This window comes from Sphingopyxis sp. (assembly GCF_041916015.1).
Taxonomy (GTDB): Bacteria; Pseudomonadota; Alphaproteobacteria; order Sphingomonadales; family Sphingomonadaceae; genus Sphingopyxis.
The window spans coordinates 1-22,792 of sequence record NZ_JAYSAH010000062.1 but is presented as its reverse complement, the minus strand read 5'-3'; the positions used below and the strand labels follow the sequence as shown (position 1 = coordinate 22,792).

The 22,792-nt window shown below is 65.6% G+C and carries 22 protein-coding genes; 17 read left to right on the top strand and 5 right to left on the bottom strand.

Translation table 11 applies throughout. From position 1 onward, the window contains the following. Window positions 1-44 precede the first annotated feature (44 nt). Window positions 45-1,259 (bottom strand): NADP-dependent isocitrate dehydrogenase, encoded by a 1,215-nt coding sequence (locus ACE3SL_RS09585; RefSeq protein ID WP_374525510.1) that lies wholly within the window; start codon window positions 1,257-1,259, stop codon window positions 45-47. A gap of 164 nt (window positions 1,260-1,423) precedes the next feature. On the opposite strand from ACE3SL_RS09585, the gene ACE3SL_RS09580 reads away from it, so the two are divergent. Beyond that, a complete protein-coding gene (locus tag ACE3SL_RS09580) occupies window positions 1,424-2,158 on the top strand; it encodes a phosphatidylserine decarboxylase (protein WP_374525509.1) in 735 nt (244 codons plus the stop codon). Between the two features lie 2 nt (window positions 2,159-2,160). Next, window positions 2,161-2,934 carry a phosphatidylcholine/phosphatidylserine synthase gene (locus ACE3SL_RS09575; RefSeq protein ID WP_374525508.1) on the top strand — a complete coding sequence of 258 codons (774 nt, stop codon included), beginning with the start codon at window positions 2,161-2,163 and terminating at the stop codon, window positions 2,932-2,934. On the opposite strand, the gene ACE3SL_RS09570 is transcribed toward ACE3SL_RS09575, so the two are convergent. Further along, window positions 2,918-3,178 carry a hypothetical protein gene (locus ACE3SL_RS09570; RefSeq protein ID WP_374525507.1) on the bottom strand — a complete coding sequence of 87 codons (261 nt, stop codon included), beginning with the start codon at window positions 3,176-3,178 and terminating at the stop codon, window positions 2,918-2,920. The genes ACE3SL_RS09575 and ACE3SL_RS09570 overlap by 17 nt on opposite strands. 503 nt (window positions 3,179-3,681) lie before the next feature. Between ACE3SL_RS09570 and rpsB the strand changes: the two genes are divergently transcribed. The 12 genes from rpsB to rpmE all read left to right on the top strand — a co-directional run bounded on the left by rpsB (window position 3,682) and on the right by rpmE (window position 15,261). Next, window positions 3,682-4,506 (top strand): 30S ribosomal protein S2, encoded by an 825-nt coding sequence (gene rpsB / locus ACE3SL_RS09565; RefSeq protein ID WP_374525506.1) that lies wholly within the window; start codon window positions 3,682-3,684, stop codon window positions 4,504-4,506. A 131-nt stretch (window positions 4,507-4,637) separates the two neighbouring features. Beyond that, window positions 4,638-5,564, top strand: a complete 927-nt coding sequence (gene tsf / locus ACE3SL_RS09560; protein WP_374525505.1) for a translation elongation factor Ts — start codon at window positions 4,638-4,640, stop codon at window positions 5,562-5,564. A 245-nt stretch (window positions 5,565-5,809) separates the two neighbouring features. Then, window positions 5,810-6,532 carry a UMP kinase gene (gene pyrH, locus ACE3SL_RS09555; RefSeq protein WP_374525504.1) on the top strand — a complete coding sequence of 241 codons (723 nt, stop codon included), beginning with the start codon at window positions 5,810-5,812 and terminating at the stop codon, window positions 6,530-6,532. A 20-nt stretch (window positions 6,533-6,552) separates the two neighbouring features. Then, on the top strand, window positions 6,553-7,107 hold the full coding sequence (frr, locus tag ACE3SL_RS09550; protein WP_374525503.1) for a ribosome recycling factor: 555 nt from the start codon (window positions 6,553-6,555) through the stop codon (window positions 7,105-7,107). Between the two features lie 122 nt (window positions 7,108-7,229). Beyond that, window positions 7,230-7,916, top strand: coding sequence for a polyprenyl diphosphate synthase (gene uppS / locus ACE3SL_RS09545; RefSeq protein WP_374525502.1), 687 nt, complete (start codon window positions 7,230-7,232; stop codon window positions 7,914-7,916). A gap of 4 nt (window positions 7,917-7,920) precedes the next feature. Next, window positions 7,921-8,592: a phosphatidate cytidylyltransferase gene (locus ACE3SL_RS09540; protein ID WP_374525501.1), complete on the top strand. Its 672-nt coding sequence runs from the start codon at window positions 7,921-7,923 to the stop codon at window positions 8,590-8,592. 2 nt (window positions 8,593-8,594) lie between these two features. Continuing rightward, complete coding sequence (locus tag ACE3SL_RS09535) at window positions 8,595-9,755, top strand: 1-deoxy-D-xylulose-5-phosphate reductoisomerase (RefSeq protein WP_374525500.1); 1,161 nt, start codon at window positions 8,595-8,597, stop codon at window positions 9,753-9,755. Next, the gene (gene rseP / locus ACE3SL_RS09530) at window positions 9,748-10,878 is read left to right on the top strand and encodes an RIP metalloprotease RseP (RefSeq protein ID WP_374525499.1); all 1,131 of its coding nucleotides are present in this window, start codon (window positions 9,748-9,750) and stop codon (window positions 10,876-10,878) included. The genes ACE3SL_RS09535 and rseP overlap by 8 nt, the downstream gene beginning before the upstream one ends. A 71-nt stretch (window positions 10,879-10,949) precedes the next feature. Further along, entirely contained in the window at window positions 10,950-13,634 is a 2,685-nt protein-coding gene (gene bamA, locus ACE3SL_RS09525) for an outer membrane protein assembly factor BamA (protein WP_374525498.1), read from the top strand. Further along, on the top strand, window positions 13,634-14,323 hold the full coding sequence (locus tag ACE3SL_RS09520; RefSeq protein ID WP_374525497.1) for an OmpH family outer membrane protein: 690 nt from the start codon (window positions 13,634-13,636) through the stop codon (window positions 14,321-14,323). The genes bamA and ACE3SL_RS09520 overlap by 1 nt, the downstream gene beginning before the upstream one ends. A gap of 5 nt (window positions 14,324-14,328) precedes the next feature. Then, a complete protein-coding gene (gene fabZ, locus ACE3SL_RS09515; protein ID WP_374525496.1) occupies window positions 14,329-14,808 on the top strand; it encodes a 3-hydroxyacyl-ACP dehydratase FabZ in 480 nt (159 codons plus the stop codon). A gap of 225 nt (window positions 14,809-15,033) precedes the next feature. Beyond that, window positions 15,034-15,261, top strand: a complete 228-nt coding sequence (gene rpmE, locus ACE3SL_RS09510) for a 50S ribosomal protein L31 (RefSeq protein WP_095383345.1) — start codon at window positions 15,034-15,036, stop codon at window positions 15,259-15,261. Window positions 15,262-15,271: 10 nt separating this feature from the next. Here the strand turns inward: rpmE and ACE3SL_RS09505 are convergent, their stop codons facing one another. Next, window positions 15,272-16,744, bottom strand: coding sequence for a glycerol kinase (locus ACE3SL_RS09505; protein ID WP_374525495.1), 1,473 nt, complete (start codon window positions 16,742-16,744; stop codon window positions 15,272-15,274). A 474-nt stretch (window positions 16,745-17,218) separates the two neighbouring features. Between ACE3SL_RS09505 and ACE3SL_RS09500 the strand changes: the two genes are divergently transcribed. From ACE3SL_RS09500 to ACE3SL_RS09490, 3 genes are all read left to right on the top strand, one after another. Continuing rightward, the gene (locus ACE3SL_RS09500) at window positions 17,219-18,601 is read left to right on the top strand and encodes a DEAD/DEAH box helicase (RefSeq protein WP_374525494.1); all 1,383 of its coding nucleotides are present in this window, start codon (window positions 17,219-17,221) and stop codon (window positions 18,599-18,601) included. 193 nt (window positions 18,602-18,794) lie between these two features. Next, entirely contained in the window at window positions 18,795-20,468 is a 1,674-nt protein-coding gene (locus ACE3SL_RS09495; RefSeq protein WP_374525493.1) for an MFS transporter, read from the top strand. Between the two features lie 70 nt (window positions 20,469-20,538). Further along, complete coding sequence (locus tag ACE3SL_RS09490; protein WP_374525492.1) at window positions 20,539-21,582, top strand: alpha/beta fold hydrolase; 1,044 nt, start codon at window positions 20,539-20,541, stop codon at window positions 21,580-21,582. Here ACE3SL_RS09490 and ACE3SL_RS09485 read toward each other — a convergent pair. Continuing rightward, entirely contained in the window at window positions 21,536-22,288 is a 753-nt protein-coding gene (locus ACE3SL_RS09485; protein WP_374525491.1) for an alpha/beta fold hydrolase, read from the bottom strand. The genes ACE3SL_RS09490 and ACE3SL_RS09485 overlap by 47 nt on opposite strands. Before the next feature lie 48 nt (window positions 22,289-22,336). Continuing rightward, the gene (locus ACE3SL_RS09480; RefSeq protein ID WP_374525490.1) at window positions 22,337-22,579 is read right to left on the bottom strand and encodes a hypothetical protein; all 243 of its coding nucleotides are present in this window, start codon (window positions 22,577-22,579) and stop codon (window positions 22,337-22,339) included. Window positions 22,580-22,792 lie beyond the last annotated feature (213 nt).

The following is a 22,792-nucleotide window of genomic DNA, read 5'->3' as shown; positions in this document are numbered from 1 at the left end:
TAGATATCTATCCCAACCTTTTCGGTTGTTTATCGGATGCGGGTTCAGGCGCCCATCTTCTTGTCGAGATTCTCGACGATCGCCTCGAAGAAGCCTTCGGTGGTCAGCCAGTTCTGGTCCGGACCGATCAGCAGCGCGAGGTCCTTGGTCATCTTGCCGCTTTCGACCGTTTCGACGCAGACTTTTTCGAGGTCTTCGGCGAATTTGACCACCTCGGGCGTGCCGTCGAGCTTGCCGCGGTGCTTGAGGCCGCCGGTCCAGGCGAAGATCGACGCGATCGGGTTGGTCGAGGTTGCCTTGCCCTGCTGGTGCATGCGGTAGTGACGGGTGACGGTGCCGTGCGCGGCCTCCGATTCGACCGTCTTGCCGTCGGGGGTCATCAGCACGCTGGTCATCAGGCCGAGCGAGCCGAAGCCCTGTGCGACGGTATCCGACTGGACGTCGCCGTCGTAATTCTTGCAGGCCCAGACGAACTTGCCGCTCCACTTGAGCGCCGAGGCGACCATGTCGTCGATCAGGCGGTGCTCGTAAGTGATGCCGGCTTCGTCGAATTGCGGCTTGAATTCGTCGAGGTAGATTTCCTCGAACAGGTCCTTGAAACGGCCGTCATAGGCCTTGAGGATCGTGTTCTTCGTCGAGAGGTATACGGGCCACTTGCGTGCGAGGCCGTAGTTGAGGCTGGCGCGTGCGAAGTCGCGGATCGAATCGTCGAGATTGTACATCCCCATCGCGACGCCCGACGATGGGAACTGGAACACTTCCTCGTCGATCAGCGTGCCGTCCTCGCCCTCGAACACCAGGCGCAGCTTGCCGGGGCCGGGGACGCGGAAGTCGGTCGCCTTATACTGGTCGCCGAAGGCGTGGCGGCCGACGACGATCGGGTCCGTCCAGCCCGGAACGAGGCGGGGGACATTCTTCATCACGATCGGCTCGCGGAACACGACGCCGCCCAGAATGTTGCGGATCGTGCCGTTCGGCGATTTCCACATCTTTTTGAGGCCGAATTCCTCGACGCGCGCTTCGTCGGGGGTGATCGTCGCGCATTTGACGCCGACGCCGTGCTTCTTGATCGCGTTCGCGGCCTCGACGGTGATCTTGTCGTCGGTGCGGTCGCGTTCCTCGATGCCGAGGTCGTAATAATGAAGGTCGATGTCGAGATAGGGCAGGATCAGCCGTTCGCGGATCCACTGCCAGATGATCCGGGTCATTTCGTCGCCGTCGAGTTCGACGACCGGATTGACTACCTTGATCTTGCCCATGCGTTCAGCCTTTTTCCTTGGGGAGTCGGAGTTGAGCGGGCCTTAGGGAATGCGGGGCGATTGATCAACCGCCCCGTCGCACCTGCCCCATCGCCACCCCCGGGAGCGCGGTCCGGTGTCTTATTCCGTTGTCACGGCCGAACCACCTCCCTAGAAAGACCGGCATGTCCTTTACCATCTCCTCGAACCGCCCCGGCGGCGGCATCAAGTGGCGCTGGCCCTCGGTGCACCCCGAAGGCCGCAAGTTCCTGCTGATCGCCGGGATCGTCACCCTCTGCTTCTGGCTGCTCGGCTGGGAAATAGTGGGTTGGCTGATGCTGGGCGTGACCATCTGGGTCGGCGCCTTCTTCCGCGATCCCGTGCGCGTCACCCCGACCGGCAGCGATCTCGTCGTCGCCCCCGCCGACGGGCTGGTGACGCAGATCGCCGAGGTTGCCCCGCCGCCCGAGATCGCTGGACCCGACGGCCTGTCCGACGCGACGATGCTGCGCGTCTCGATCTTTATGAGCGTCTTCGACGTCCACATCAACCGCACCCCCGTCGCCGGGACGCTGCGCAAGCTCGTTTATATTCCGGGCAAGTTCGTCAACGCCGACCTCGACAAGGCGAGCGAGGAGAATGAACGCCAGCATTTCGTCGTCGAGCGCGCCGACGGGGTGCGGATCGGCTTCACCCAGATCGCGGGACTCGTCGCCCGCCGTATCATGCCCTTCGTCAGCATGGGGACCGAGCTTTCCACCGGCCAGCGCGTCGGGCTGATCCGCTTCGGCAGCCGCGTCGATGTCTATCTGCCCGCCGGCACGACGCCGCAGATATTGCTCGGCCAGCGCGCGCTCGCGGGCGAAACGATCATTGCGCGGCTCGGCAAGGCCGAAATCCTCGACGGCGTCGGGCAGTAGGGGTGACGGAGGATCGACAGGATGGCATCGGCGCCGAGGCGCGCCGATTGGGCGGCATTCCGCTTCGCGCCTTCGCGCCGAACGCGATCACCGCGCTCGCGCTCTGCTTCGGCCTGACCGGGGTCCGCTTCGCGATCGGCGAGGAATGGGAGAAGGCGCTCGCGGCGGTGATCTTCGCGGGCGTCCTCGACGGGATGGACGGACGCATCGCACGGCTGCTGCGCGCGCAGAGCAAGTTCGGCGCCGAGCTCGATTCGCTCTCCGACGTCATCGCTTTCGGCGTCGCGCCGGCGATGATCCTCTTTCTCTGGTCGCTCGACAATGCGCCGAAGTTCGGCTGGACCGCGGCGCTGGCGCTTGCGGTCGGTTGCGCGCTGCGCCTCGCGCGCTTCAACTCGCGCATGGACGCCGACTTCCAGCCGCACAAATCGGCGGGCTTCAACACCGGCATCCCCGCGCCCGCCGGGGCGGGCCTGTCGTTCGTTCCGGTCTATCTCTGGCTCTCGACCGGCAACGAGATGTTCCGCGAATGGTATGTCGTCATGCCGTGGGCGCTCGGCGTCGCGATGCTGATGATCTCGGCCATCCCGACCTATAGCTGGTCGTCGATCCGCATCCGCCGCGCGTGGCGGCTGTTCGCGCTCGCCGGGGTGGGCTTGCTCGGCGCGGCGCTCGTCACCGCGCCCTGGCCGACCTTGCTCGCGGTCTGCGCGCTCTACGTGACCCTGCTGCCGTTCGGCATCGCGAGTTATGCGAGGGTCAGGCGGCGCGGCTGAATTGCGGCTGCGTACCGCCGGCGCCACGCAGCGGGCGTGAGGCGTGGCGTCCGGCAGGCAAACGGCGCAGCGTCACGACCTGCGACATCGGGCCGGGCTGCGGCGCGGGATCGACCGGGAAGGCACCTTCGCCGAGCAGCGCCGAAAGAATCGCGGCCTCGTTATTCTTCAGCATCGTGAGAATGACCGTGAGGCCGAGCCCGGCGGCGACGGCGAAAAGGAGGGCGGCTGCGACCTGAACCATGATCTTGTCCTTCCGGCTTCTGTGTGCGAAACCTTTTGTTAACCAACGACGGTTTCGTTGGGCATTTCGTTCCATGTTCTCTATTTGTTCTCAATGATATTGCGATGAAGCGAGGGTTTTTGTCGCCGAATTGAGCGCTCTTAGGGCGGGGGCGATGAAGGAGCGTCGGCTTTGGGGTGGTGAGCTGTCATCCCCCACTTTTGTCATTCCCGCGAAAGCGGGAACCCAGTGTGGGGTTAGCCGACGCACGCTCTGGGTCCCCGCTTTCGCGGGGATGACAAAGTTAGGAGAGGCAGAGCGTCCGCAATCGGTCGGCAGCAGTCACTCGACGGCTTCCGCTTCATGGCCCGCGCTCAACACCGCTTCCCCCTTGCATTTCGGGCGCAACGCCGCTAACGGCCCGCCCATTCCACATGGAAGGCGCACATACCGGTGCCGGGTCCATCCCCTCGCGGATGTCTCGGTTCTTGCCTTCCAGAGGACTAACCGGAAGGAGAAAGACTATGGCGGCACCTGTCGTCACGATGCAGAATCTTATCGAAGCTGGCGCCCACTTCGGCCACCAGACCCACCGTTGGAACCCGCGCATGAAGCCGTACATCTTCGGCGCGCGCAACGGCATCCACATCCTCGACCTGTCGCAGACCGTGCCGCTCTTCGCGCGCGCGCTGGATTTCATTTCGTCGACCTCGGCCGCCGGCGGCAAGGTGTTGTTCGTCGGCACCAAGCGCCAGGCGCAGGGGCCGATCGCCGATGCCGCCCGCGCGTCGGGCCAGCACTTCGTCAACCACCGCTGGCTGGGCGGCATGCTCACCAACTGGAAGACGATCTCGAACTCGATCAAGCGCCTCAAGGCACTTGAGGAACAGCTTTCGGGCGACACCTCGGGCCTCACCAAGAAGGAAGTGCTCAACAAGACCCGCGAACGCGACAAGCTCGAGCTCAGCCTGGGCGGCATCCGCGACATGGGCGGCATTCCCGACGTGATGTTCGTGATCGACGCGAACAAGGAAGAGCTGGCGATCAAGGAAGCCAATGTTCTTGGCATCCCCGTCGTCGCGATCCTTGACTCGAACGTCTCGCCCGACGGCATCGCCTTCCCGGTTCCGGCGAACGATGACGCCGCGCGCGCCCTCCGCCTCTATTGCGACGCGGTGGCCCAGGCGGCGACCCGTGGCGGCCAGCAGGCCCGCGCCGATCGCGGCGAGGATCTGGGCGCGGCGGTCGAGCCCGTCGCCGAGCCGGCGCTGGTCGAAGCCGCTCCGAACGAAGACGAACAGGTTCCCGCCGAAGCGGCGGCCGAAACCGAACGCCAGAGCGACGCCTAAGCGCGCACGTGCATGACGGGGCGGCGCGGCAAGGTCTGCGCCGTCCTGTCATCCATTTGACTTATCGCCCCGCCATGCGCGCGGGCGTCCCGCGGGCCAGATGCGCCCGCCCCTTTGGAAAGGAATATCCCATGGCTGAGATTACGGCCGCCCTCGTCAAGGAACTGCGCGACCGCACCGGCGCGGGCATGATGGACTGCAAAAAGGCGCTTGCCGAAAACGGCGGCGACATCGAAGCATCGATCGACTGGCTGCGCACCAAGGGCCTCGCCGCTGCCGCCAAGAAGGCCGGCCGCGTCGCCGCCGAAGGCCTCGTCGGTTTCGCCGCCGAGGGCACCAAGGGCGCGCTCGTCGAAGTGAACAGCGAAACCGACTTCGTCGGCAAGAACGAGCAGTTCCAGGATTTCGTCCGCGACGTGACGCAGGTGGCGCTTGCGAACAACATCACCGACATCGACGCGCTTGCCGCGGCCGCCTATCCGACCGGCGGCACCGTTGCCGAAAAGCTGACCAGCAACATTGCGACGATCGGTGAAAACCAGTCGCTGCGCCGCGCCGCGATCCTGTCGGTCGGCTCGGGCGTCGTCACCGGCTATGTCCACAACGCGGTTGCGCCCGGCATGGGCAAGATCGGCGTGCTGATCGCGCTCGAATCGACCGCGGGCGCCGACGTTCTCGAACCGCTCGGCAAGCAGCTCGCGATGCATGTCGCCGCCGCTTTTCCGCTGGCGCTGAACGGCGACGACCTCGACGCCGACCTGGTGGCGCGCGAGCGTGCGATCGCCGAGGAAAAGGCCGCGCAGTCGGGCAAGCCCGCCGAGATCGTTGCCAAGATGGTCGACGGGTCGATCGCCAAGTTCCGCAAGGAAAACGCGCTGCTGTCGCAGCTCTTCGTGATGGACGGCAAGACTCCGGTCGCCGAAGTCGTCGCTGCGGCCGGCAAGGATGTCGGCGCGACGATCACGCTCAAGGGCTTCGTTCGCTTCCAGCTCGGCGAAGGCATCGAGAAGGAAGAAAGCGACTTCGCGGCGGAAGTCGCGGCGGCCGCCGGCGTTTGATCCGAAATACGGGCTGGCACCCTTTTCTCGTCACCCTGGCTGCGGCGATGGCCTCGCTGTTTCAGGGTCCATGGCCGGTCGGTCCGGTCACCGCAGGTTCGGAAGGCAAGGCCGGGCCATGGATGCTGAAACAAGTTCAGCATGACGAAGTGAAAGGGCGCGGCAGTCCGCTTGGCAATGGCGCGCGCCTTCACTAGGGTGCGCGCCATTCGCATTTATAGAGTTTGCAAGAGGTTCCCCCCGACATGGCATTGCCCGGCATGAAACGCATATTGCTCAAGCTGTCGGGCGAGGCGTTGATGGGCTCCACCCCGTTCGGCATCGATCCCGAAACGGTCGCGAGCATGGCCGCCGAGGTCAAGGAGGCGAAGGACCGCGGGCTCGAAATCTGCCTGGTCATCGGCGGCGGCAATATCTTCCGGGGCATGGCTGGGGCCGCGAAGGGCATGGACCGCGCGCAGGCCGACTATATGGGGATGCTCGCGACGGTTATGAACGCGCTCGCGATGCAGAATGCGCTCGAACAGCTCGGCGTCCAGACGCGCGTCCAGTCGGCGATCGAGATGGACAAGGTGTGCGAGCCGGTGATCCGCCGCCGCGCCGAGCGCCACCTCGAAAAAGGTCGCGTCGTGATCTTCGCCGCCGGCGTCGGTGCGCCCTATTTTACCACCGACAGCGGCGCCGCGCTGCGCGCCGCCGAGATGAAGTGCGACGCGCTCCTCAAGGGCACCAGCGTCGACGGCGTCTATAATGCCGATCCCAAGAAGGACCCGAATGCGGTCCGCTATGACAGCCTCAGCTACGACCGCGTGCTCGCCGACAATCTGAAGGTGATGGACGCGAGCGCGGTGGCGCTCTGCCGCGACAACAATATTCCGATCGTCGTGTTCAACATTCGCGAGGCCGGTAATCTGGCGCGCGTGCTGGCGGGCGAGGGCGTTGCCACCGTCGTCGAAGCGGCGAACTGAGATCAAGAGAGGAAAGACAGATGGCGAAATATGACAAGGCCGACCTCGAGCGCCGCATGCACGGCGCGGTCGAATCGCTGAAGCACGACCTCGCGGGCCTGCGCACCGGCCGTGCGAACACCGCGCTGCTCGATCCGGTGACGGTCGAGGTCTATGGCAGCCACATGCCGCTGAACCAGGTTGCCTCGGTCAGCGTTCCCGAGCCGCGGATGCTCGCGGTGCAGGTGTGGGACAAGTCGAACGTCGGCCCGGTCGACAAGGCGATCCGCTCGGCGGGTCTCGGCCTCAACCCGATCGTCGACGGCCAGCTTCTGCGCCTGCCGATCCCCGAAATGACGCAGGAGCGCCGCAAGGAGCTGTCGAAGCTCGCGGGGCAATATGCCGAAAAGGCGCGCGTTGCGGTCCGCAATGTCCGCCGCGACGGCATGGACAATCTCAAGGCTGACGAGAATAAGAAGGAAATCAGCGAAGACGAGCGCAAGCGCTCCGAAACCGACGTCCAGAAGCTGACCGACAGCACGATCGCCGACATCGACGCGGCGGCGGCGGCGAAGGAAAAGGAAATATTGGGCTAGTGCCTTTCCGCGCTTCCCTCTCAGCCGTTCGCCCTGAGCCTGTCGAAGCCCCGTCCTTTTCTTGCGGAAGAAAGAACGGCCCTTCGACAAGCTCAGGGCGAACGGAGTTTTAGGTTTCTCCAGTGTCCGAGACTCATCACGGTGCGCGCCATGTCGCCATCATCATGGACGGCAATGGCCGCTGGGCCAAGAAGCGCTTCCTGCCGCGCGTTGCCGGACACAAGGCCGGGGTCGATGCCGTGCGCAATATCGTGCGCGCCGCGGCGGAGATGGGGCTGGAGGCGATGACGCTCTATGCCTTCAGTTCCGAAAACTGGAAACGGCCCGAGGAAGAGGTCAGCGACCTGATGGGGCTGATGAAGCGCTTCATCCTGTCCGATCTCGACGAATTCGCAGCGAACGACGTCCGGCTCAGGATCATCGGCAATTGGCGCGCGCTCGCGCCCGACGTCGTGGCGCTGATCGAAAAGGCGCTCGACCGCACCGCGCACAACAGCCGCACGACGCTGGCGGTCGCGCTCAACTATGGCGCGCAGGACGAGCTGGTACGCGCGGCAAAGGCCGCGGCGGCGGCGGGCGAGATCAGCGCAGAGACGATCGAGGCGAACCTCGATACCGCCGACCTGCCGCCGCTCGATCTCCTGATCCGCACCTCGGGCGAGGTGCGATTGTCGAACTTCCTGCTCTGGCAGTCGGCCTATGCCGAGCTTTATTTCACCGACAAATTATGGCCCGATTTCGGGCCTGCCGACCTTCAGGCGGCGCTCGACCATTTTGCGCGGCGCGAGCGCCGTTACGGAGGGCTCTAAGGATATGGCGGCCAAGTCTGACCTTTGGACGCGGATCGGATCGGCGCTCGTGCTGTTCGCGATTGCGGGCACCGCGCTGTGGTTCGGCGGCATCGCTTTCGGGCTGCTGCTGCTCGTCGGCGGCGCGCTCGTCGTCGTCGAATGGCTGGCGCTCGTCCGCGGTATGCCGCTTGGCGGCGGCGCGAAGATGCTGCTCAACATTCTCGGCCCGCTCGCCATTCTCGGCGCGATGGCCGGGCTGTGGTTCATCCGCGACCATCTCGGCATGACCGCCGCGCTCTGGGTCTTCGGCATGGTCTGGGCGACCGACATCGGCGCCTATTTTGCCGGCCGCGCCTTCGGCGGCGCGCGGCTCGCGCCCAAAATCAGCCCGTCGAAAACCTGGTCGGGGCTGATCGGCGGCATGATCGCCGCGCTCGTCGTCGGCTCGACGATCGCCGATCGTGGCGGCATCACCGGCGTGCCGCTGTGGATCGGCCTCGCCATGGGGCTGGTCGCGCAGCTTGGCGACCTCGGCGAAAGCTGGATGAAGCGCCGCGCGGGCGTCAAGGATTCGGGCAAGCTGATCCCCGGCCACGGCGGCCTTTTCGACCGCGTCGACGGGCTGCTCCCTGTCGCGCTCATCCTTGGCGCGCTCGCTTTCGCGGGCCAGATCGCCGTGCGGGCGGCGGGCTGATCATGCGCCGCCTCTCGCTGTTCGGCGCCACGGGATCGGTCGGGCAATCGACCCTCGATCTCGTCCGCCGCGACGGCGAGGCGTGGCAGGTCGGCGTGCTGACCGCGAACAGCGACGTCGCCGAACTGGCGAAGCTGGCGCTGGAATTCCGCCCCGACCTCGTCGTGATCGCCGACGAAACCCGCTACGACGAGCTCAGGCACGCACTCACTGGCACCAATATCGGCGTTGCCGCCGGCGCGGACGCGCTGATCGACGCCGCGACTCGCCCGGCCGATCTGGTGCTGGCGGCGATCGTCGGGACCGCCGGGCTCGCGCCGACGATGGCGGCGCTCGAAGCGGGCCGCACCGTCGCGCTCGCCAACAAGGAATCGCTGGTGTCGGCCGGCGAGCTGATGATCGCCACCGCGCACAAATCGGGCGCGACGATCCTGCCGATCGACAGCGAGCATAATGCGATCTTCCAGTGCCTCGCGGGCGGGCGGATCGAGCATGTGCGCCGCATCATCCTGACCGCGAGCGGCGGGCCGTTCCGCACGATGAGCGCCGCCGACATGGCGCGCGTCACCCCGGCGCAGGCGGTCGCGCATCCGAACTGGTCGATGGGCGCGAAAATCAGCGTCGATTCGGCAACGATGATGAACAAGGGCCTCGAACTGATCGAGGCGCATCACCTTTTCCCCGTCGGGCTCGACCGCATCGAGATTCTCGTCCACCCGCAGTCGGTGATCCACAGCCTCGTCGAATATGTCGATTGCTCGACGCTCGCGCAGCTCGGTTCGCCCGACATGCGCATCCCGATCAGCAGCGCGCTGGCCTGGCCGCAGCGGATGGCGACGCCGTGCGCGCCGCTCGACCTCGCCAGCATCGCGCGGCTCGATTTCGAGGCGCCCGATGAAGTGCGCTTTCCCGCGACCGCGCTCTGCCGCGCCGCGATCGCGGAAGGCGGCGCCCGCCCCGCGCAGCTCAACGCCGCCAATGAAGTCGCGGTCGCCGCTTTCCTCGCGGGCCGCATATCCTTTCCGGCGATCGTCGATACGGTACGCCGCGTGATCGACGCCGCGGCGCCCGCGCCGCCCGCCTCGCTTCAGGACATATTCAGCGTCGATGCCGCATCGCGCGCGGCCGCACAGCATTTTGTGGACCAGTACGAACATGCCTGATGTGCCCATGTGGCTTTACTTCGTCGGTTTCCTGCTCGTTCTCGGGCCGCTCGTCTTCGTGCACGAATATGGCCATTATATCGTCGGCCGCTGGTGCGGCGTGAAGGCCGATGCCTTCTCGATCGGTTTCGGTCGGAAGCTCGTCGGCTGGACCGACAAGCGCGGCACCGAATGGAAGATCGGCTGGCTGCCGCTCGGCGGCTATGTCCAGTTCGCGGGCGACCGCGACGCGGTGAGCCAGCCCGATGCGCGCTGGCAGACGCTTCCGGCCGAAGAGCGGTCGCACACCTTTCCCGCGCAGCCGGTGTGGAAACGCGCGCTGATCGTCCTCGCGGGGCCCTTGACCAATTTCCTGTTCGCGATCCTGATCTTCGCGGCTTTCTTCATGGCTTATGGCACCCCGACGCTGCCGCCGGTTGTCGGCGGTGTGCAGGCGGGGAGCGCGGCGGAGGCCGCGGGACTCCGCGTCGGCGACCGCATTGCGCGGATCGACGGGCAGGCGATCGAAAGCTTCGATGCGATACCGAATATGGTCGCCTACGACTTGGGCCGGCCCGCGGTGCTCGACGTCGTGCGCGGCGGCGAGCGGCTCACCATCACGCTGACGCCGCGGATGACCACGATAACCGACGGTTTCGGCAACAAGGCCGATATGGCGATCATCGGCATCCGGTCGGGGCCGATCGCCCACAAGCCCGCGGGACCTTTGGCGGCAGTTGAGGCAAGTGCGGCGCAAACCTGGAGCATCGTCCGGCTGACGGGCAAGGTTCTGGGTCAGTTCGTCACCGGGCAGCGCTCGGTCAAGGAAATGGGCGGTCCCTTGCGGATCGCGAAGCAATCGGGCGAGCAGGCATCGCTCGGACCGGCGGCCCTGATCTTCTTCATCGCCTTCGTGTCCATCAATCTGGGGTTCATAAATCTGTTGCCATTGCCGATGCTCGATGGCGGCCATCTGCTCTTTTACGCCTATGAGGCGATCCGGCGCCGTCCTGCCCCCGCCGAGGCGCAGGAATGGGCGTTCCGATTCGGCTTTTTGGCGATCGTGACGCTGATGCTGGTCGTGACTTTCAACGATTTGGGCTCAATCGGGGTCTGGGACCGGATCGCGCGCTTGATTGGTTAGGCGGACTGGGGCAGGAGTGCGCGCGGACCCGTAAGCGGGCGGGTCTGTCGCTTTTGAGTTATTTTTGCGGGATGAACAGCGTGGCTTCACAGAAATTCCGGGCGCGGACCCAGCTATCGGCGCTCCTTATGGCGGGAACCATGCTGGCCTGGCCGGCAGCGGCGGTCCAGGCGCAGGAGGCGGCGCCGCCGACCGTGCCCGCTCCGAACGTTCCCGCGCCTTCGGGTGAGGCGGTTCCGACCGCGACGACGGTGAAGTCGATCACGGTCACCGGCAACCAGCGGCTCGAGGCGCAGACGATCCTGTCCTACCTGCGCCTGCGCGTCGGCCAGCCCTACAGCCGCGCAATGCTCGATCAGGCGCTCAAGGATCTCGCCGCAACCGAATTGTTCAAGGATTATCAGATCAGCGACGAAAATGGCGCGCTGACGATCCAGGTCACCGAAAACCCGGTCATCAACCGCGTGATCCTCGAGGGCAACAAGCGCCTCAAGGAAGACAAGATCCGCCCCGAGATCAAGCTCGCGCCGCGCCAGATCTTCACGCGGTCGAAGGTGCGCGCCGACGTCGCGCGCATCATCGAGCTCTACAAGCGCCAGGGCCGCTTCGCCGCGACGGTCGAGCCCAAGATGGTGTCGCTCGACCAGAACCGCGTCGATGTGGTGTTCGAGATCAACGAGGGACCGAAGTCGAAGGTTCGCCAGATCAACATCATCGGCAACGAGAAGTTCAGCGACGGCGACCTCAAGGACGAGATGGCGACCAAACAGTCGAGCCTGATGACGATCCTGTCGTCGAACACCAGCTACGACCCCGACCGCCTCGCCTATGACCAGCAGAAGCTGCGCCTCTTCTACCTGCAGAACGGCTATGCCGACTTCCGCGTCATCTCGGCGGTGGCCGAGCTGACCAGCAACAAGCAGGACTTCATCATCACCTATGTCGTCGAGGAAGGCGAACGCTACAAGTTCGGCGACGTCAGCGTGAAGAGCGAATTGCGCGACTTCAAGCCCGAGATGCTGCAGAAGCTGCTGCCGATGAAGACCGGCGACTGGTACAATGCCAAGCAGGTCGAGGATACGGTCGAAAGCCTCAGCGAGACAGCGGGTCTGTTCGGTTACGCCTTCGCCGACATCAACCCCGAATTCCATCGCAACCCCGAAACGCGGACGATGGACATCAGCTTCGACGTCGGCGAAAGCCCGCGTACCTATGTCGAACGCATCGACGTCAACGGCAACACGCTGACCCACGACAAGGTGGTGCGCCGCGAATTCCGCCTGAACGAGGGCGACGCCTTCAACAGCTTCGGCGTCAAGCGGACCGAGAACCGCATCAACAGCCTCGGCTATTTCCAGGAGAATCTGGAAATCAACCGCAAGGAAGGCTCGACCCCCGACCGCATCATCCTCGAAACCAATGTCGAGGAAAAGCCCACCGGCGAGCTGTCGCTATCGGCCGGCTTCTCGTCGATCGAGAATTTCCTGCTCCAGGGCTCGATCCGCCAGCGCAACTTCCGCGGCCTCGGCCAGCAGCTTCAGGCGTCGGTCAACTATTCGAGCTATTCGAAGTCGATCGAGCTGGGCTTCACCGAACCCTATCTGTTCGATCGCAACATCTCGATCGGCGGCAGCGTCTATCGCCGGGATTTGAACTCGTTCAACTTCATCAACAACGATCGTCAGACGACCTTCCAGCAGACGACGACGGGCGGCCAGATCAACATCGGCGTGCCGCTGACCGAATTCATGTCCTTCTTCGGCCGCTACACGCTCAATTTCGACGATGTGTCGCTCGACAAGGGGCTCTATTATTTCGGCGGCAAGTGCGATCCGCTCGTCGCGGGCCGTTATCTCTGCGACGCGATCGGCAAGCGCACGACCTCGCTGCTCGGCTATACGCTCGCCTATGACGACCGCGACAATCGCCTGCGCCCGACGCGCGGCCAGTCGCTCTCGCTCAGCCAGGATTTCGCGGGGCTCGGCGGCAGCGTCAAATATGTCCGCACCAGCGTGGCGGCCACCAAGCATTTCAACCTTGGCAACCGCTTCATCCTCAACGTCTCGGCCAACGGCGGCTATATCTATCCGTTCGGCAGCGCGCCGAGCCCGACGAGCGACAAGGTGCGTCTCGTCGACCGCTTCCAGCTCGGCGAGCCGCAGATGCGCGGCTTTGACATTCGTGGCATCGGCCCGCGCGTGATCCGCTTCACCGACGTCGATCTCACCAATCCGGCGAATCCGGTGCTTAACGCCGATCTCAAGAACCGGAACAATCTGATCGACGATGCGCTCGGCGGGCGGATGTATTATCAGGGCCGGCTCGAGATGGACATTCCGCTCGGCACCGGCGCGAAGGAACTTGGCCTGCGTCCGTCGATCTTCCTCGACGTCGGTTCGGTGTGGAGCGTGAAGCGCCCGACCCTGACGACGCTGGCGGACTTCAAGGACCCGCTCGACGGCCTGACCAAATACAAGTGCCGCAACGCGACGACCGGCGACGTCAAGTTCGCGACGCTGACCACGGGCAGCACGACGCTCTATTCGACCTGCGACACCGCCAACGGATATACCGCGCTCGCGCCGTTCGAGGAACGCTTCTATGGCGACAGCTGGAAACCGCGCGTCGCGATCGGCGCCGGCGTCAACTGGAACTCTCCCTTCGGCCCCTTCCGGATCGACTTCGCTTATGCCCTCCGCAAAGAAGAGGGTGACGATACCAAACGCTTCTCATTCAACGTAGGAACCCAATTCTGATGAAGAAAATTCTCACCGCTTCGGCGCTCGCCATCGCTGCGCTGTCGGTTTCGCCGATGCTCGCCGCCCCCGCCGCCGCGCAGGCCCGCGCCGTCGCAGTCGCCGACGTCCGCACTGCCGCCGCCAAGTCGAACGCCTTCACGGTCGCCTCGCAGCAGATCCAGACCACCTACAAGGCACAGATCGACCAGCAGGAAACCCGCGGCCAGACGCTCCAGGCCGAAATGAACGTCCTGATCGCCAAATATAATGAAGAGGCGAAGAAGACCCCGCAGAACCAGGCCGCGCTCCAGGCCGCCGCGAAGGCGGTGCAGGACAAGCGCCAGGCCGCGCAAACCGAACTCGGCAAGATCGGCGCGCCGGTCGAGCTCGCGCTCGCATACGTCGAAGACCAGATCAGCGTTCGCATGAACGAGGCGATCAAGGCCGCGATGACCGCAAAGAAGGTCGACCTGCTGCTTCAGCCCGACGCGGTGCTGGCGCGCGAGAATAATGTCGATCTGACCGACGCCGTGGTGGTCGAACTCAACCGGATTCTGCCGAACGTGACGATCACGCCGCCGGCCGGCTATCAGCCCGGCCAGCTCGTCCAGCAGCGCAACCAGCAGCTGATGGACGCGGCGCGCGGAGCCCAGCCGGCCGCCGCCCCGGCCGCTGCGCCCGCCGGCACTCCGCCGACGACGCGCTAAGCGCCGTGAGCGACGGGGAAAAGACGGGCGAAGCTCTGGGCCCGGCGGATATCCGCCGGGTCCTCAGCCTGTTGCCGCATCGCTATCCGATGCTGCTCGTCGACCGGGTGGTCTCGATGGTCAAGGACCAGTCGATCCACGCGGTCAAGGCGGTGACGATGAACGAGCCCTTCTTTCAGGGCCATTTCCCCGGCCGGCCGATCATGCCCGGCGTCCTCATCGTCGAGGCGCTGGCGCAGGCGGGCGGTGTCCTCGCGATCGAATCGCTCGGCCTCGCGGGCTCGGGCAAACTCGTCTATTTCATGGGTATCGACGGGGTGAAGTTCCGGAAGCCCGTCGAACCCGGCCATCTGCTCGATCTCCACGTTACCATCCTTCAGGCGAAGCGGAACATCTGCAAGTTCGAGGGACGGGCGATGCTGGACGGTCAACTCGCGACCGAATGCCAGTTCACCGCGATGATCGCCGACCCGCCGGCGGATTGAGACGGGTCCTTCCTCCAACCCCGTCATTGCGAGCGTAGCGAAGCAATGTCCAGCTATCGACCTTGCACAAGGTCGATAGCTGGAGATTGCCGCGTCGCCTTCGGCTCCTCGCAATGACGGAGTTGTTGTTGCATTTCTCCCCATTGCCCACTAAAGGCCCGCACTTCGCGTCCCCGGGCGCAGACTCAAGCGGCTGGTCGGAAACCAGCGGCACAGGAGCTAGACATGAAAAAAGACATTCATCCCGACTATCACATGATCACGGTCAAGATGACCGACGGCACCGAATATCAGACGCGCTCGACCTGGGGCAGCGAAGGTGACGTGATGACCCTCGAAATCGACCCCACCGCGCACCCGGCCTGGACCGGCGGCCAGGGCCGTATGCTCGACGCGGGCGGCCAGGTTGCGAAGTTCAACAAGCGCTTCGGTGGCCTCACCCTCAAGCGTTAATTCGCGCCTCTTATCCGAGGACTTTTGCAAGCGCGCTTTGCCACCCGGCAAGGCGCGTTTTGCGTTTTTGGGCGTCCAGCGCCGGGGTGAAGCGCGTCGCGGTGCCGCGCATCGCGGTCGCCGCATTGGCAAGGTCGGGGTAGAGTCCCGCGCCGGTCGCGGCGAGCATCGCGGCGCCGAGCGCGGTGCTTTCGACGAAATCGGGGCGCTCGACCGCGATGTCGAGCATGTCGGCCAGATCCTGCGCCATCCAGTCGTTCGCCGCCATCCCGCCGTCGATCCGCAGCTCAGCCCAGTCGACGCCGTCGGCGGCAAAGGCCGATTTGAGGTCGTGCGCCTGATAGGCCTGCGCTTCGAGCGCCGCGCGTGCGACATGCGCCTTGCTGCTTGCGAAGCTCAGCCCCGAAAGTGCGGCGAGCGCCTCGGGCCGCCAGTGCGGCGCACCAAGTCCGGCAAGGGCGGGGACGAGATACACCCCGCCATTATCGAGCACCGACCGCGCAAGTCCCTCGCTCTCCCCGGCGCTCGCGAGCAGGCCGAGCCCGTCGCGCAGCCATTTGATTAGGCTGCCCGCGACGAACACCGACCCTTCGAGTGCGTAACTGCGTAGATTGCCTTCCTGCACCAGTACGGTCGCGAGCAGGCGGTTCGTCGAATGCGGCCGCACCGTCCCGCTCGCCGACAGGATGAAGGCGCCGGTGCCGAAGGTCGCCTTTGTCTGTCCGGGAGACAGGCACGCCTGGCCGATCGTCGCCGCCTGCTGGTCGCCCGCCATGCCGCAGATGGGGATCGCGCCGCCGAACAGCGCCGGATCGGTCGTGCCGACGGTCGTGGTGCAGCCGGTGATTTCGGGAAGCAGCTCCATCGGGACGTCGAGCAGGGCGCATAATTCCTCATCCCAGCCGCCCGCACCGTTGATGTCCATCAGCAGCGTCCGCGAAGCATTGCTGGCGTCGGTGACATGAATCCCGCCGGTCAGCCGATAGACGAGATAAGATTCGATCGTCCCCACCGCGAGCCGGTCGCCCGCCTCGCGAAGCTGCGGCCAATGCTTCAGTGCCCAGCCGATCTTGCTGCCCGAAAAATAGGGATCGAGCAGCAGGCCGCTCTTGGCCTGCATCAGCGGTTCGTGCCCCGCCCCTTTGAGCGCCGCGCAGTCGGCGGCGGTGCGGCGGTCCTGCCAGACGATCGCGGGGGCGAGCGGCTCGCCGGTCTTGCGGTCCCAGAAGACTACCGTCTCGCGCTGGTTGGTGATGCCGATCGCGGCGATTTCGTCCGCGCCGCCCGCCTGCGCGACCATCTCGCGCGTGCAGGCGAGGGTCGCCTTCCAGATTTCGGCGGCGTCATGCTCGACGAGGCCGGGGCCGGGATAATGCTGCCGGAACTCGCGCTGTGCGCTGCCGAGCGGGGTGCCGTCGGCGGCGAACAGCATCGTGCGGGTCGAGGTGGTGCCCTCGTCGATGACGATGATCTTTTCGGCCAATGCGCTTTCCCCCGATCTTTGCGTCCGAGCCTGCCAAAGGCGGTGGATTAGAACAAGGGGTTCGCGCGGAGACGCGGAGACGCGGAGAAAAAAGTTCGCGCAGAGGACGCAGAGAGCACAGAGAGGAAGGAACAAAGGCGGCAAGCCGCCAATTTCCTTTCCTCCGCGCCTCCGCGTCTCCGCGTGAATCAAAATTCTTTATGACCCCGGTGTCCTTTGCGGGAATGTTCCGGAGCAATAATCTTGCAATCCCGCGCAACCTGTGCCATATATTGTGCAGCGCAGCATGGCGGACTTCTCCCGCCGTAACCACCGGCAGCGTGATTTTCCCGCCCGAAACAGGCGCGGGACGAGCCGGACCGGCGCTTTGTCCCAAGAGGCACCCTTTCACGCGGGTCGTTTCGAACCCGCGGCCCGTGCGCCGTCCGTTCGATGCGAACGGATGCGCCTGCGCGTCGCCCATAGTGAGTATTTATGACGACTTTCAACGACTTTGGCCTGCACGCCGACATCAATCGCGCGCTTGCCGCCAAGGATTATACCCAGCCGACCCCGATCCAGATGCAGGCGATCCCGGTGCTGAAGCAGGGCCGCGACCTCTGCGGTATCGCGCAGACCGGCACCGGCAAGACCGCGGCCTTCTCGCTGCCGTCGATCCATCACCTGCTGACCTATCCGCATCGCGCCAATCCGCGCAGCTGCCGGATGCTCGTGCTGTCGCCGACGCGCGAACTCGCGGCGCAGATCGCGCAGAGCTGCCGCGACTACGGCCGCTTCACCAAGCTTCGCGTCTCGACCGTGTTCGGCGGCGTGCCGATCAACAAGCAAATCCGCGACCTTGCGCAGGGCGTCGACATCCTCGTCGCCACGCCGGGCCGCCTGCTCGACCTGATCGACCAGCGCGCGCTGCGCCTCGACGATGTCGAAATCTTCGTCCTCGACGAGGCCGACCAGATGATGGACATGGGCTTCATCCATTCGCTGCGCCGCATCGCCAAGCTGCTGCCGTCGCGTCGCCAGAACCTCTTCTTCTCGGCGACGATGCCCAAGGAAATCGCGGGGCTTGCCGACCAGTTCCTCAACGACCCGGTCACCGTCTCGGTCACCCCGCAGGCGACGACCGCGGAAAAGATCCGCCAGCAGGTGACCTTCGTCGAGCAGAAGGAGAAGCAAGCGCTGCTCCACCATGTGCTGCGCAGCGAGGAGATCGACCGCGCGCTGATCTTCACGCGCACCAAGCATGGCGCCGACCGCGTCGTCCGCCATCTGCAGGGTGCGGGCATCCAGGCCTATGCGATTCACGGCAACAAGAGCCAGGCGCAGCGCACCACCGCGTTGCAGGCCTTCCGTTCGGGTCAGGTTCGCCTGCTCGTCGCGACCGACATTGCGGCGCGCGGTATCGACGTGTCGGGCGTCAGCCATGTGATCAATTTCGAGATTCCGAACGTCCCCGAACAATATGTCCACCGCATCGGCCGCACCGCGCGCGCCGGCGCGGAGGGTATTGCGATCAGCTTCGTCGCGCCCGACGAAAAGGCCTATCTGCGTGATATCGAGAAGGTGACGCGGACGAAGGCCGAGCCGGTGAAGCTCCCCGACGGCTTCAACGAAATGGTCCGCAACCTGCCCAAGCCGGCGAAGCCGCCGCGCGATACCGGCAGCAAGGGCCGCGACCCGCAGCGCCAGCGCGAGGACGCGCAGCGCCGGGGCGGCGGCGCCAAGTCCGAAGGCGGCCATCGCGGCCCGCGCCGCGAAGGTGCGGCGGGCGAGGGCGCCCAGCCGCAGCAGAAGCGCCGCTTCCGCCCGCGCCGCGGCGGCGTCGGCGCACACAAGAGCGCGGTGACCCGCGTCGGTTGACCCTCCAATATCGTCATTGCGAGGAGCGTAGGGACGAAGCAATCCAGGGCGCAACAAGCCGCTCTGGATTGCTTCGCTCCGCTCGCAATGACGAACTTTCTGGTTCCGATGTTGGCGAAGGACGCCTGCGTCATTGACGCTGCGCGGTGACCGACTACCGTCCACTGCCATAATTGAGGTGAAGGGGTAGCGGATGACGGACGGCGCAGGCGCAGCGGCATTACCAGCCGAAACCCGCCAGAGCGAACGCAAGGTCATCCTCGCCTCGTCGCTCGGCACCGTGTTCGAATGGTATGATTTCTACCTCTACGGCCTGCTCGCAACGATCATCTCGGCGCAATTCTTCTCGGGCGTCAACGAAACCACCGGCTTCATCTTCGCGCTCGCCGCCTTCGCCGCGGGCTTCGCGGTCAGGCCCTTCGGCGCGCTCGTCTTCGGGCGCATCGGCGATCTGGTCGGGCGCAAGAACACTTTCCTCGTCACCATGGGGCTGATGGGCGCCTCGACCTTCCTCGTCGGGGTGCTGCCGGGCTATGCGGCGGCGGGCGTCGCGGCGCCGATTCTGCTCGTGCTGCTTCGCCTCGTCCAGGGGCTCGCGCTCGGCGGCGAATATGGGGGTGCCGCCACTTATGTCGCCGAACATGCGCCCGAGGGGAAGCGCGGCCTCTTCACCAGCTTCATCCAGACCACCGCGACCCTCGGCCTGTTCGCGGCGCTGCTCGTCGTCATCACGACGCGCTCGCTTGTCGGCGAGGCGGCATTCGCCGACTGGGGCTGGCGCATTCCCTTTCTGATCTCGGCGATCCTGCTCGGCGTATCGCTGTGGATTCGCCTGCAGCTCGAGGAAAGCCCGGTCTTCCGGCAGATGAAGGAAGAGGGCACGACCTCGAAGGCGCCGCTCACCGAAGCCTTCGGGCGCTGGGCGAACCTCAAATGGGTGCTCGTCGCGCTGTTCGGCGCGGTCGCGGGACAGGCGGTCGTCTGGTACACCGGGCAATTCTATGCGCTCTTCTTCCTCGAAAAGACGCTGAAGGTCGATGGCGCGACCGCGAACATCCTGATCGCCATCGCGCTCGCATTGGGGACGCCCTTCTTCATCCTCTTCGGCTGGCTCAGCGACCGGATTGGCCGCAAGCCGATCATCCTCGCGGGCTGCGCGCTTGCGGCGATCACCTATTTTCCCGCCTTCCAGATGCTGACCGAGGCCGCGAACCCCGCGATGGCGAAGGCGCAGCAGCAGGCGGCGGTAATCATGGCGGCCGAGCCCGGCGCCTGCTCGTTCCAGTTCGACCCGATCGGGCGCAACAAGTTCGAGGATAGCGGCTGCGACATCATCAAGTCGGCACTGGCGAAGGCGGGCGTCAGCTACACCGCCTTCACGCGCGAGCGCAGAACCGGCGACCCGGCGCGCGTGCGCATCGGCTCGCGCGTCCTCGCCGCGCCCGACCCGTGGCGCATCGCCGAGGAGGATCGCGCCGCGGCGGTCGCTGCCTTCCGCGCCGACCTCGATCGCGCGCTCGCCGACGCGGGCTATCCGGCAAAGGCCGACCCGCGGGCGATCGACAAGCCGCTCGTCGTCGCGATCCTCTTCTACCTCGTGCTGCTCGTGACCATGGTCTACGGTCCCATCGCGGCGCTGCTCGTCGAGCTCTTCCCCAGCCGCATCCGCTACACCGCCATGTCGCTGCCCTATCATATCGGCAACGGCTGGTTCGGGGGCTTCCTGCCGACGACCGCTTTCGCGATGGTCGCCGCGACGGGCAATATCTATTACGGCCTTTGGTATCCGGTCGTCATTGCGGTGATCACCGTCATAGCCGGGCTGCTGTTCCTTCCCGAGACCTTCCGCAGGCCGATCCATCATTAGGGTGGCCACCATCAGGACGGATTGACGCGGCGGGCCGGCGGGTTAGGGTCCGGCAAGCTCTGAGGGGGGCATGATGCAAGCGATCGACGAAGATGATTTCGAACCGGCGCCGCCGCGCCGGCCTTTGTTCCGGCGCAAGCGGGTTCTCATCCCGCTCGCGCTCCTGCTCGCGATCGTCGCCGCCTTCTTGGCGCTCCGCACCCCCGATACCGACCGCGACGCGATGATCGCCAAATATGGCGGGGCGAACGCGACCTTCGCGGCCGGTCCTGCCGGACAGCATGTCCATTACCGCGATCAGGGGCGCCGCGACGCGCCCGCCATCGTCCTGCTCCACGGCGCCAATTCCAGTCTCCAGACATGGGAGCCGCTCGTGAAGCGGCTCGGCACCAGCTATCGGATCGTGACGCTCGACCTGCCCGGGCATGGGCTCACCGGAGGCACCCCCGACAAGGAGTATGACGCCGACGGCATGATCGCCGCGGTCGATGTCGTCGCGGCCAGGCTCGATCTCGACCATTTCATCCTCGGCGGCAATTCGATGGGCGGCTGGGTCGCGTGGCGCTATGCGCTGGCCGAGCCGGGGCGCGTCGATGCGCTGCTGCTGCTCGACGCAGCGGGGATGCCGCTCCGCAAGGGGGAGAAGGCGCCGCCGTCGAACATCGGTTTCCGCATCCTCCAATATCCGCTCGGCCGCTGGCTCGCGACGCAGATCACACCGCGCTCATTAATTGAGGAATCGCTCCGCGGATCGGTCGCGAAGCAGGGCATCGTCGATGACGCGATGATTGACCGCTATTGGGAATTGCTGCGCTTCCCCGGCAACCGCGAGGCGACCGTGCTGCGCGCGCGGATGGACCGCGAGCCCGCGATGGCGAGTCGGGTAGGCGAGATCAAGGCGCCGACGCTGATCCTCTTCGGCAAGCAGGACCGGCTGATCAACCCGACCGCAGCCGAAACCTTCCACGAACGCATCGCAGGGTCGGAGGTCGTGCTGCTCGATGGCATCGGCCATCTGCCGATGGAGGAAGCGCCCGACGCGACCGCCGCGGCGATCACGGACTTTCTCAAGCGGCGGCTTGCTGCGCCGCCGGCTCGTCCAGAAACGCGCTGATCCGCGTCGCGGTCGCGGCAGCGTGGGTGAAGGGAAAGAGGTGCGAGCCGGGCACCACCTCGAGCACCGCGCCGTCGATCAGATCGGCGATCGCCTGCCCGTGGCACGCCGGGACGACACCGTCGCGCGCGCCCATCAGGATCAGCACCGGGACGTTCTTGAGGTGGGGCAGCATCGCCGCGCTCGTCCACCCTGCCATCGCCATCGTCTGATAAGCGAGGCCGAGCGGGGTCGCGGTCGGCAGCTTCAATCCGCTCGCGAGCATGTCGTCGTCGAGCAGCGCCGCCCAGCCGATGCCCGGCGCGCCGACCGAAGGCGTCGTCGCCATCAGCACCAGCCGCCGCACGCGTCCCGGAAACTGCACCGCCACCTGCTGCGCGAGCGCGCCGCCCCAGCTGAACCCGGCTAGGTCGACCTGCTTATGGCCGAGACGGTCGGCGACCTCCATCACGATCGCCGCCATCGTCGGCGCGCCATAGGGCAGCAGCGCATCGGGCGAGCCGCCGACGCCCGGCATGTCGAGTGTCCACACCTCGCGGTCATGAATCTGCGCGAGTAGCGGCGCCGCGGCGCCGATGTCGGCGCCGATGCCGTTCAGGAACAGCAGCGGCATTCCGGGCGCGCCCTCGCGCCAGCGCGCGACGCGCAGCGTCAGGCCATAGACATGCTCGGTGCGGAGCGTCGGGTTCCCGCTGATCCTGCTCATGGGCGCAGCCTTGGCACAGCTTGGTGACGGACGGAAGTCCGCAGCGCGTCAGCCCTGCGGTTCGGCCGCCGCCTTCGCCGCCTGCTCGTAGCGCAGGCAGTCGAAAATCTTCGCGCCCGCGAGGAAGACCGAGCCGCTGCACACCGCCATCAGCAATTGTCCGCCCAAACCCGGAAACTGGTCGAGATAGGCATGCCCCCGCGCCATCGCCCCCACCGCGAGCGCATAGATGATCAGGCACGCCTCGAAGCGGGTCTTGATGACGAACAGGCGTCCGATTTTCTTCAACATCAGGGTATCCAAAGCAAGGGCTGTGCCAGCGGCGCAAATCGGGGATTCGGCTTCGCGGGCTTATGGTAAACTGTAAATTAACCCGACGGATTGGGGAAGGGCGAAGCGGCGGGGCGGGTTTTGGGGTGGATTCCAGACCGTCTTCTATTTCCGTTCGTGTCGAGCGCAGTCGAGACACGCGAAGGCTGGCGCTTCCCAAGCGTGTCTCGACTG

Excerpts from the sequence above, each read along its gene's own strand:
- ACE3SL_RS09540 (WP_374525501.1), top strand. The coding sequence starts at position 7,921 with ATGGCGGCCAAGTCTGACCTTTGGACGCGGATCGGATCGGCGCTCGTG.
- ACE3SL_RS09495 (WP_374525493.1), top strand. The coding sequence starts at position 18,795 with ATGACGGACGGCGCAGGCGCAGCGGCATTACCAGCCGAAACCCGCCAG.
- ACE3SL_RS09520 (WP_374525497.1), top strand. The coding sequence starts at position 13,634 with ATGAAGAAAATTCTCACCGCTTCGGCGCTCGCCATCGCTGCGCTGTCG.
- ACE3SL_RS09480 (WP_374525490.1), bottom strand. The coding sequence starts at position 22,579 with ATGTTGAAGAAAATCGGACGCCTGTTCGTCATCAAGACCCGCTTCGAG.
- pyrH (WP_374525504.1), top strand. The coding sequence starts at position 5,810 with ATGGCATTGCCCGGCATGAAACGCATATTGCTCAAGCTGTCGGGCGAG.
- ACE3SL_RS09485 (WP_374525491.1), bottom strand. The coding sequence starts at position 22,288 with ATGAGCAGGATCAGCGGGAACCCGACGCTCCGCACCGAGCATGTCTAT.
- ACE3SL_RS09500 (WP_374525494.1), top strand. The coding sequence starts at position 17,219 with ATGACGACTTTCAACGACTTTGGCCTGCACGCCGACATCAATCGCGCG.
- rpsB (WP_374525506.1), top strand. The coding sequence starts at position 3,682 with ATGGCGGCACCTGTCGTCACGATGCAGAATCTTATCGAAGCTGGCGCC.
- tsf (WP_374525505.1), top strand. The coding sequence starts at position 4,638 with ATGGCTGAGATTACGGCCGCCCTCGTCAAGGAACTGCGCGACCGCACC.
- bamA (WP_374525498.1), top strand. The coding sequence starts at position 10,950 with ATGAACAGCGTGGCTTCACAGAAATTCCGGGCGCGGACCCAGCTATCG.
- ACE3SL_RS09490 (WP_374525492.1), top strand. The coding sequence starts at position 20,539 with ATGATGCAAGCGATCGACGAAGATGATTTCGAACCGGCGCCGCCGCGC.
- rseP (WP_374525499.1), top strand. The coding sequence starts at position 9,748 with ATGCCTGATGTGCCCATGTGGCTTTACTTCGTCGGTTTCCTGCTCGTT.
- ACE3SL_RS09585 (WP_374525510.1), bottom strand. The coding sequence starts at position 1,259 with ATGGGCAAGATCAAGGTAGTCAATCCGGTCGTCGAACTCGACGGCGAC.
- rpmE (WP_095383345.1), top strand. The coding sequence starts at position 15,034 with ATGAAAAAAGACATTCATCCCGACTATCACATGATCACGGTCAAGATG.
- ACE3SL_RS09570 (WP_374525507.1), bottom strand. The coding sequence starts at position 3,178 with ATGGTTCAGGTCGCAGCCGCCCTCCTTTTCGCCGTCGCCGCCGGGCTC.
- frr (WP_374525503.1), top strand. The coding sequence starts at position 6,553 with ATGGCGAAATATGACAAGGCCGACCTCGAGCGCCGCATGCACGGCGCG.
- ACE3SL_RS09535 (WP_374525500.1), top strand. The coding sequence starts at position 8,595 with ATGCGCCGCCTCTCGCTGTTCGGCGCCACGGGATCGGTCGGGCAATCG.
- ACE3SL_RS09580 (WP_374525509.1), top strand. The coding sequence starts at position 1,424 with ATGTCCTTTACCATCTCCTCGAACCGCCCCGGCGGCGGCATCAAGTGG.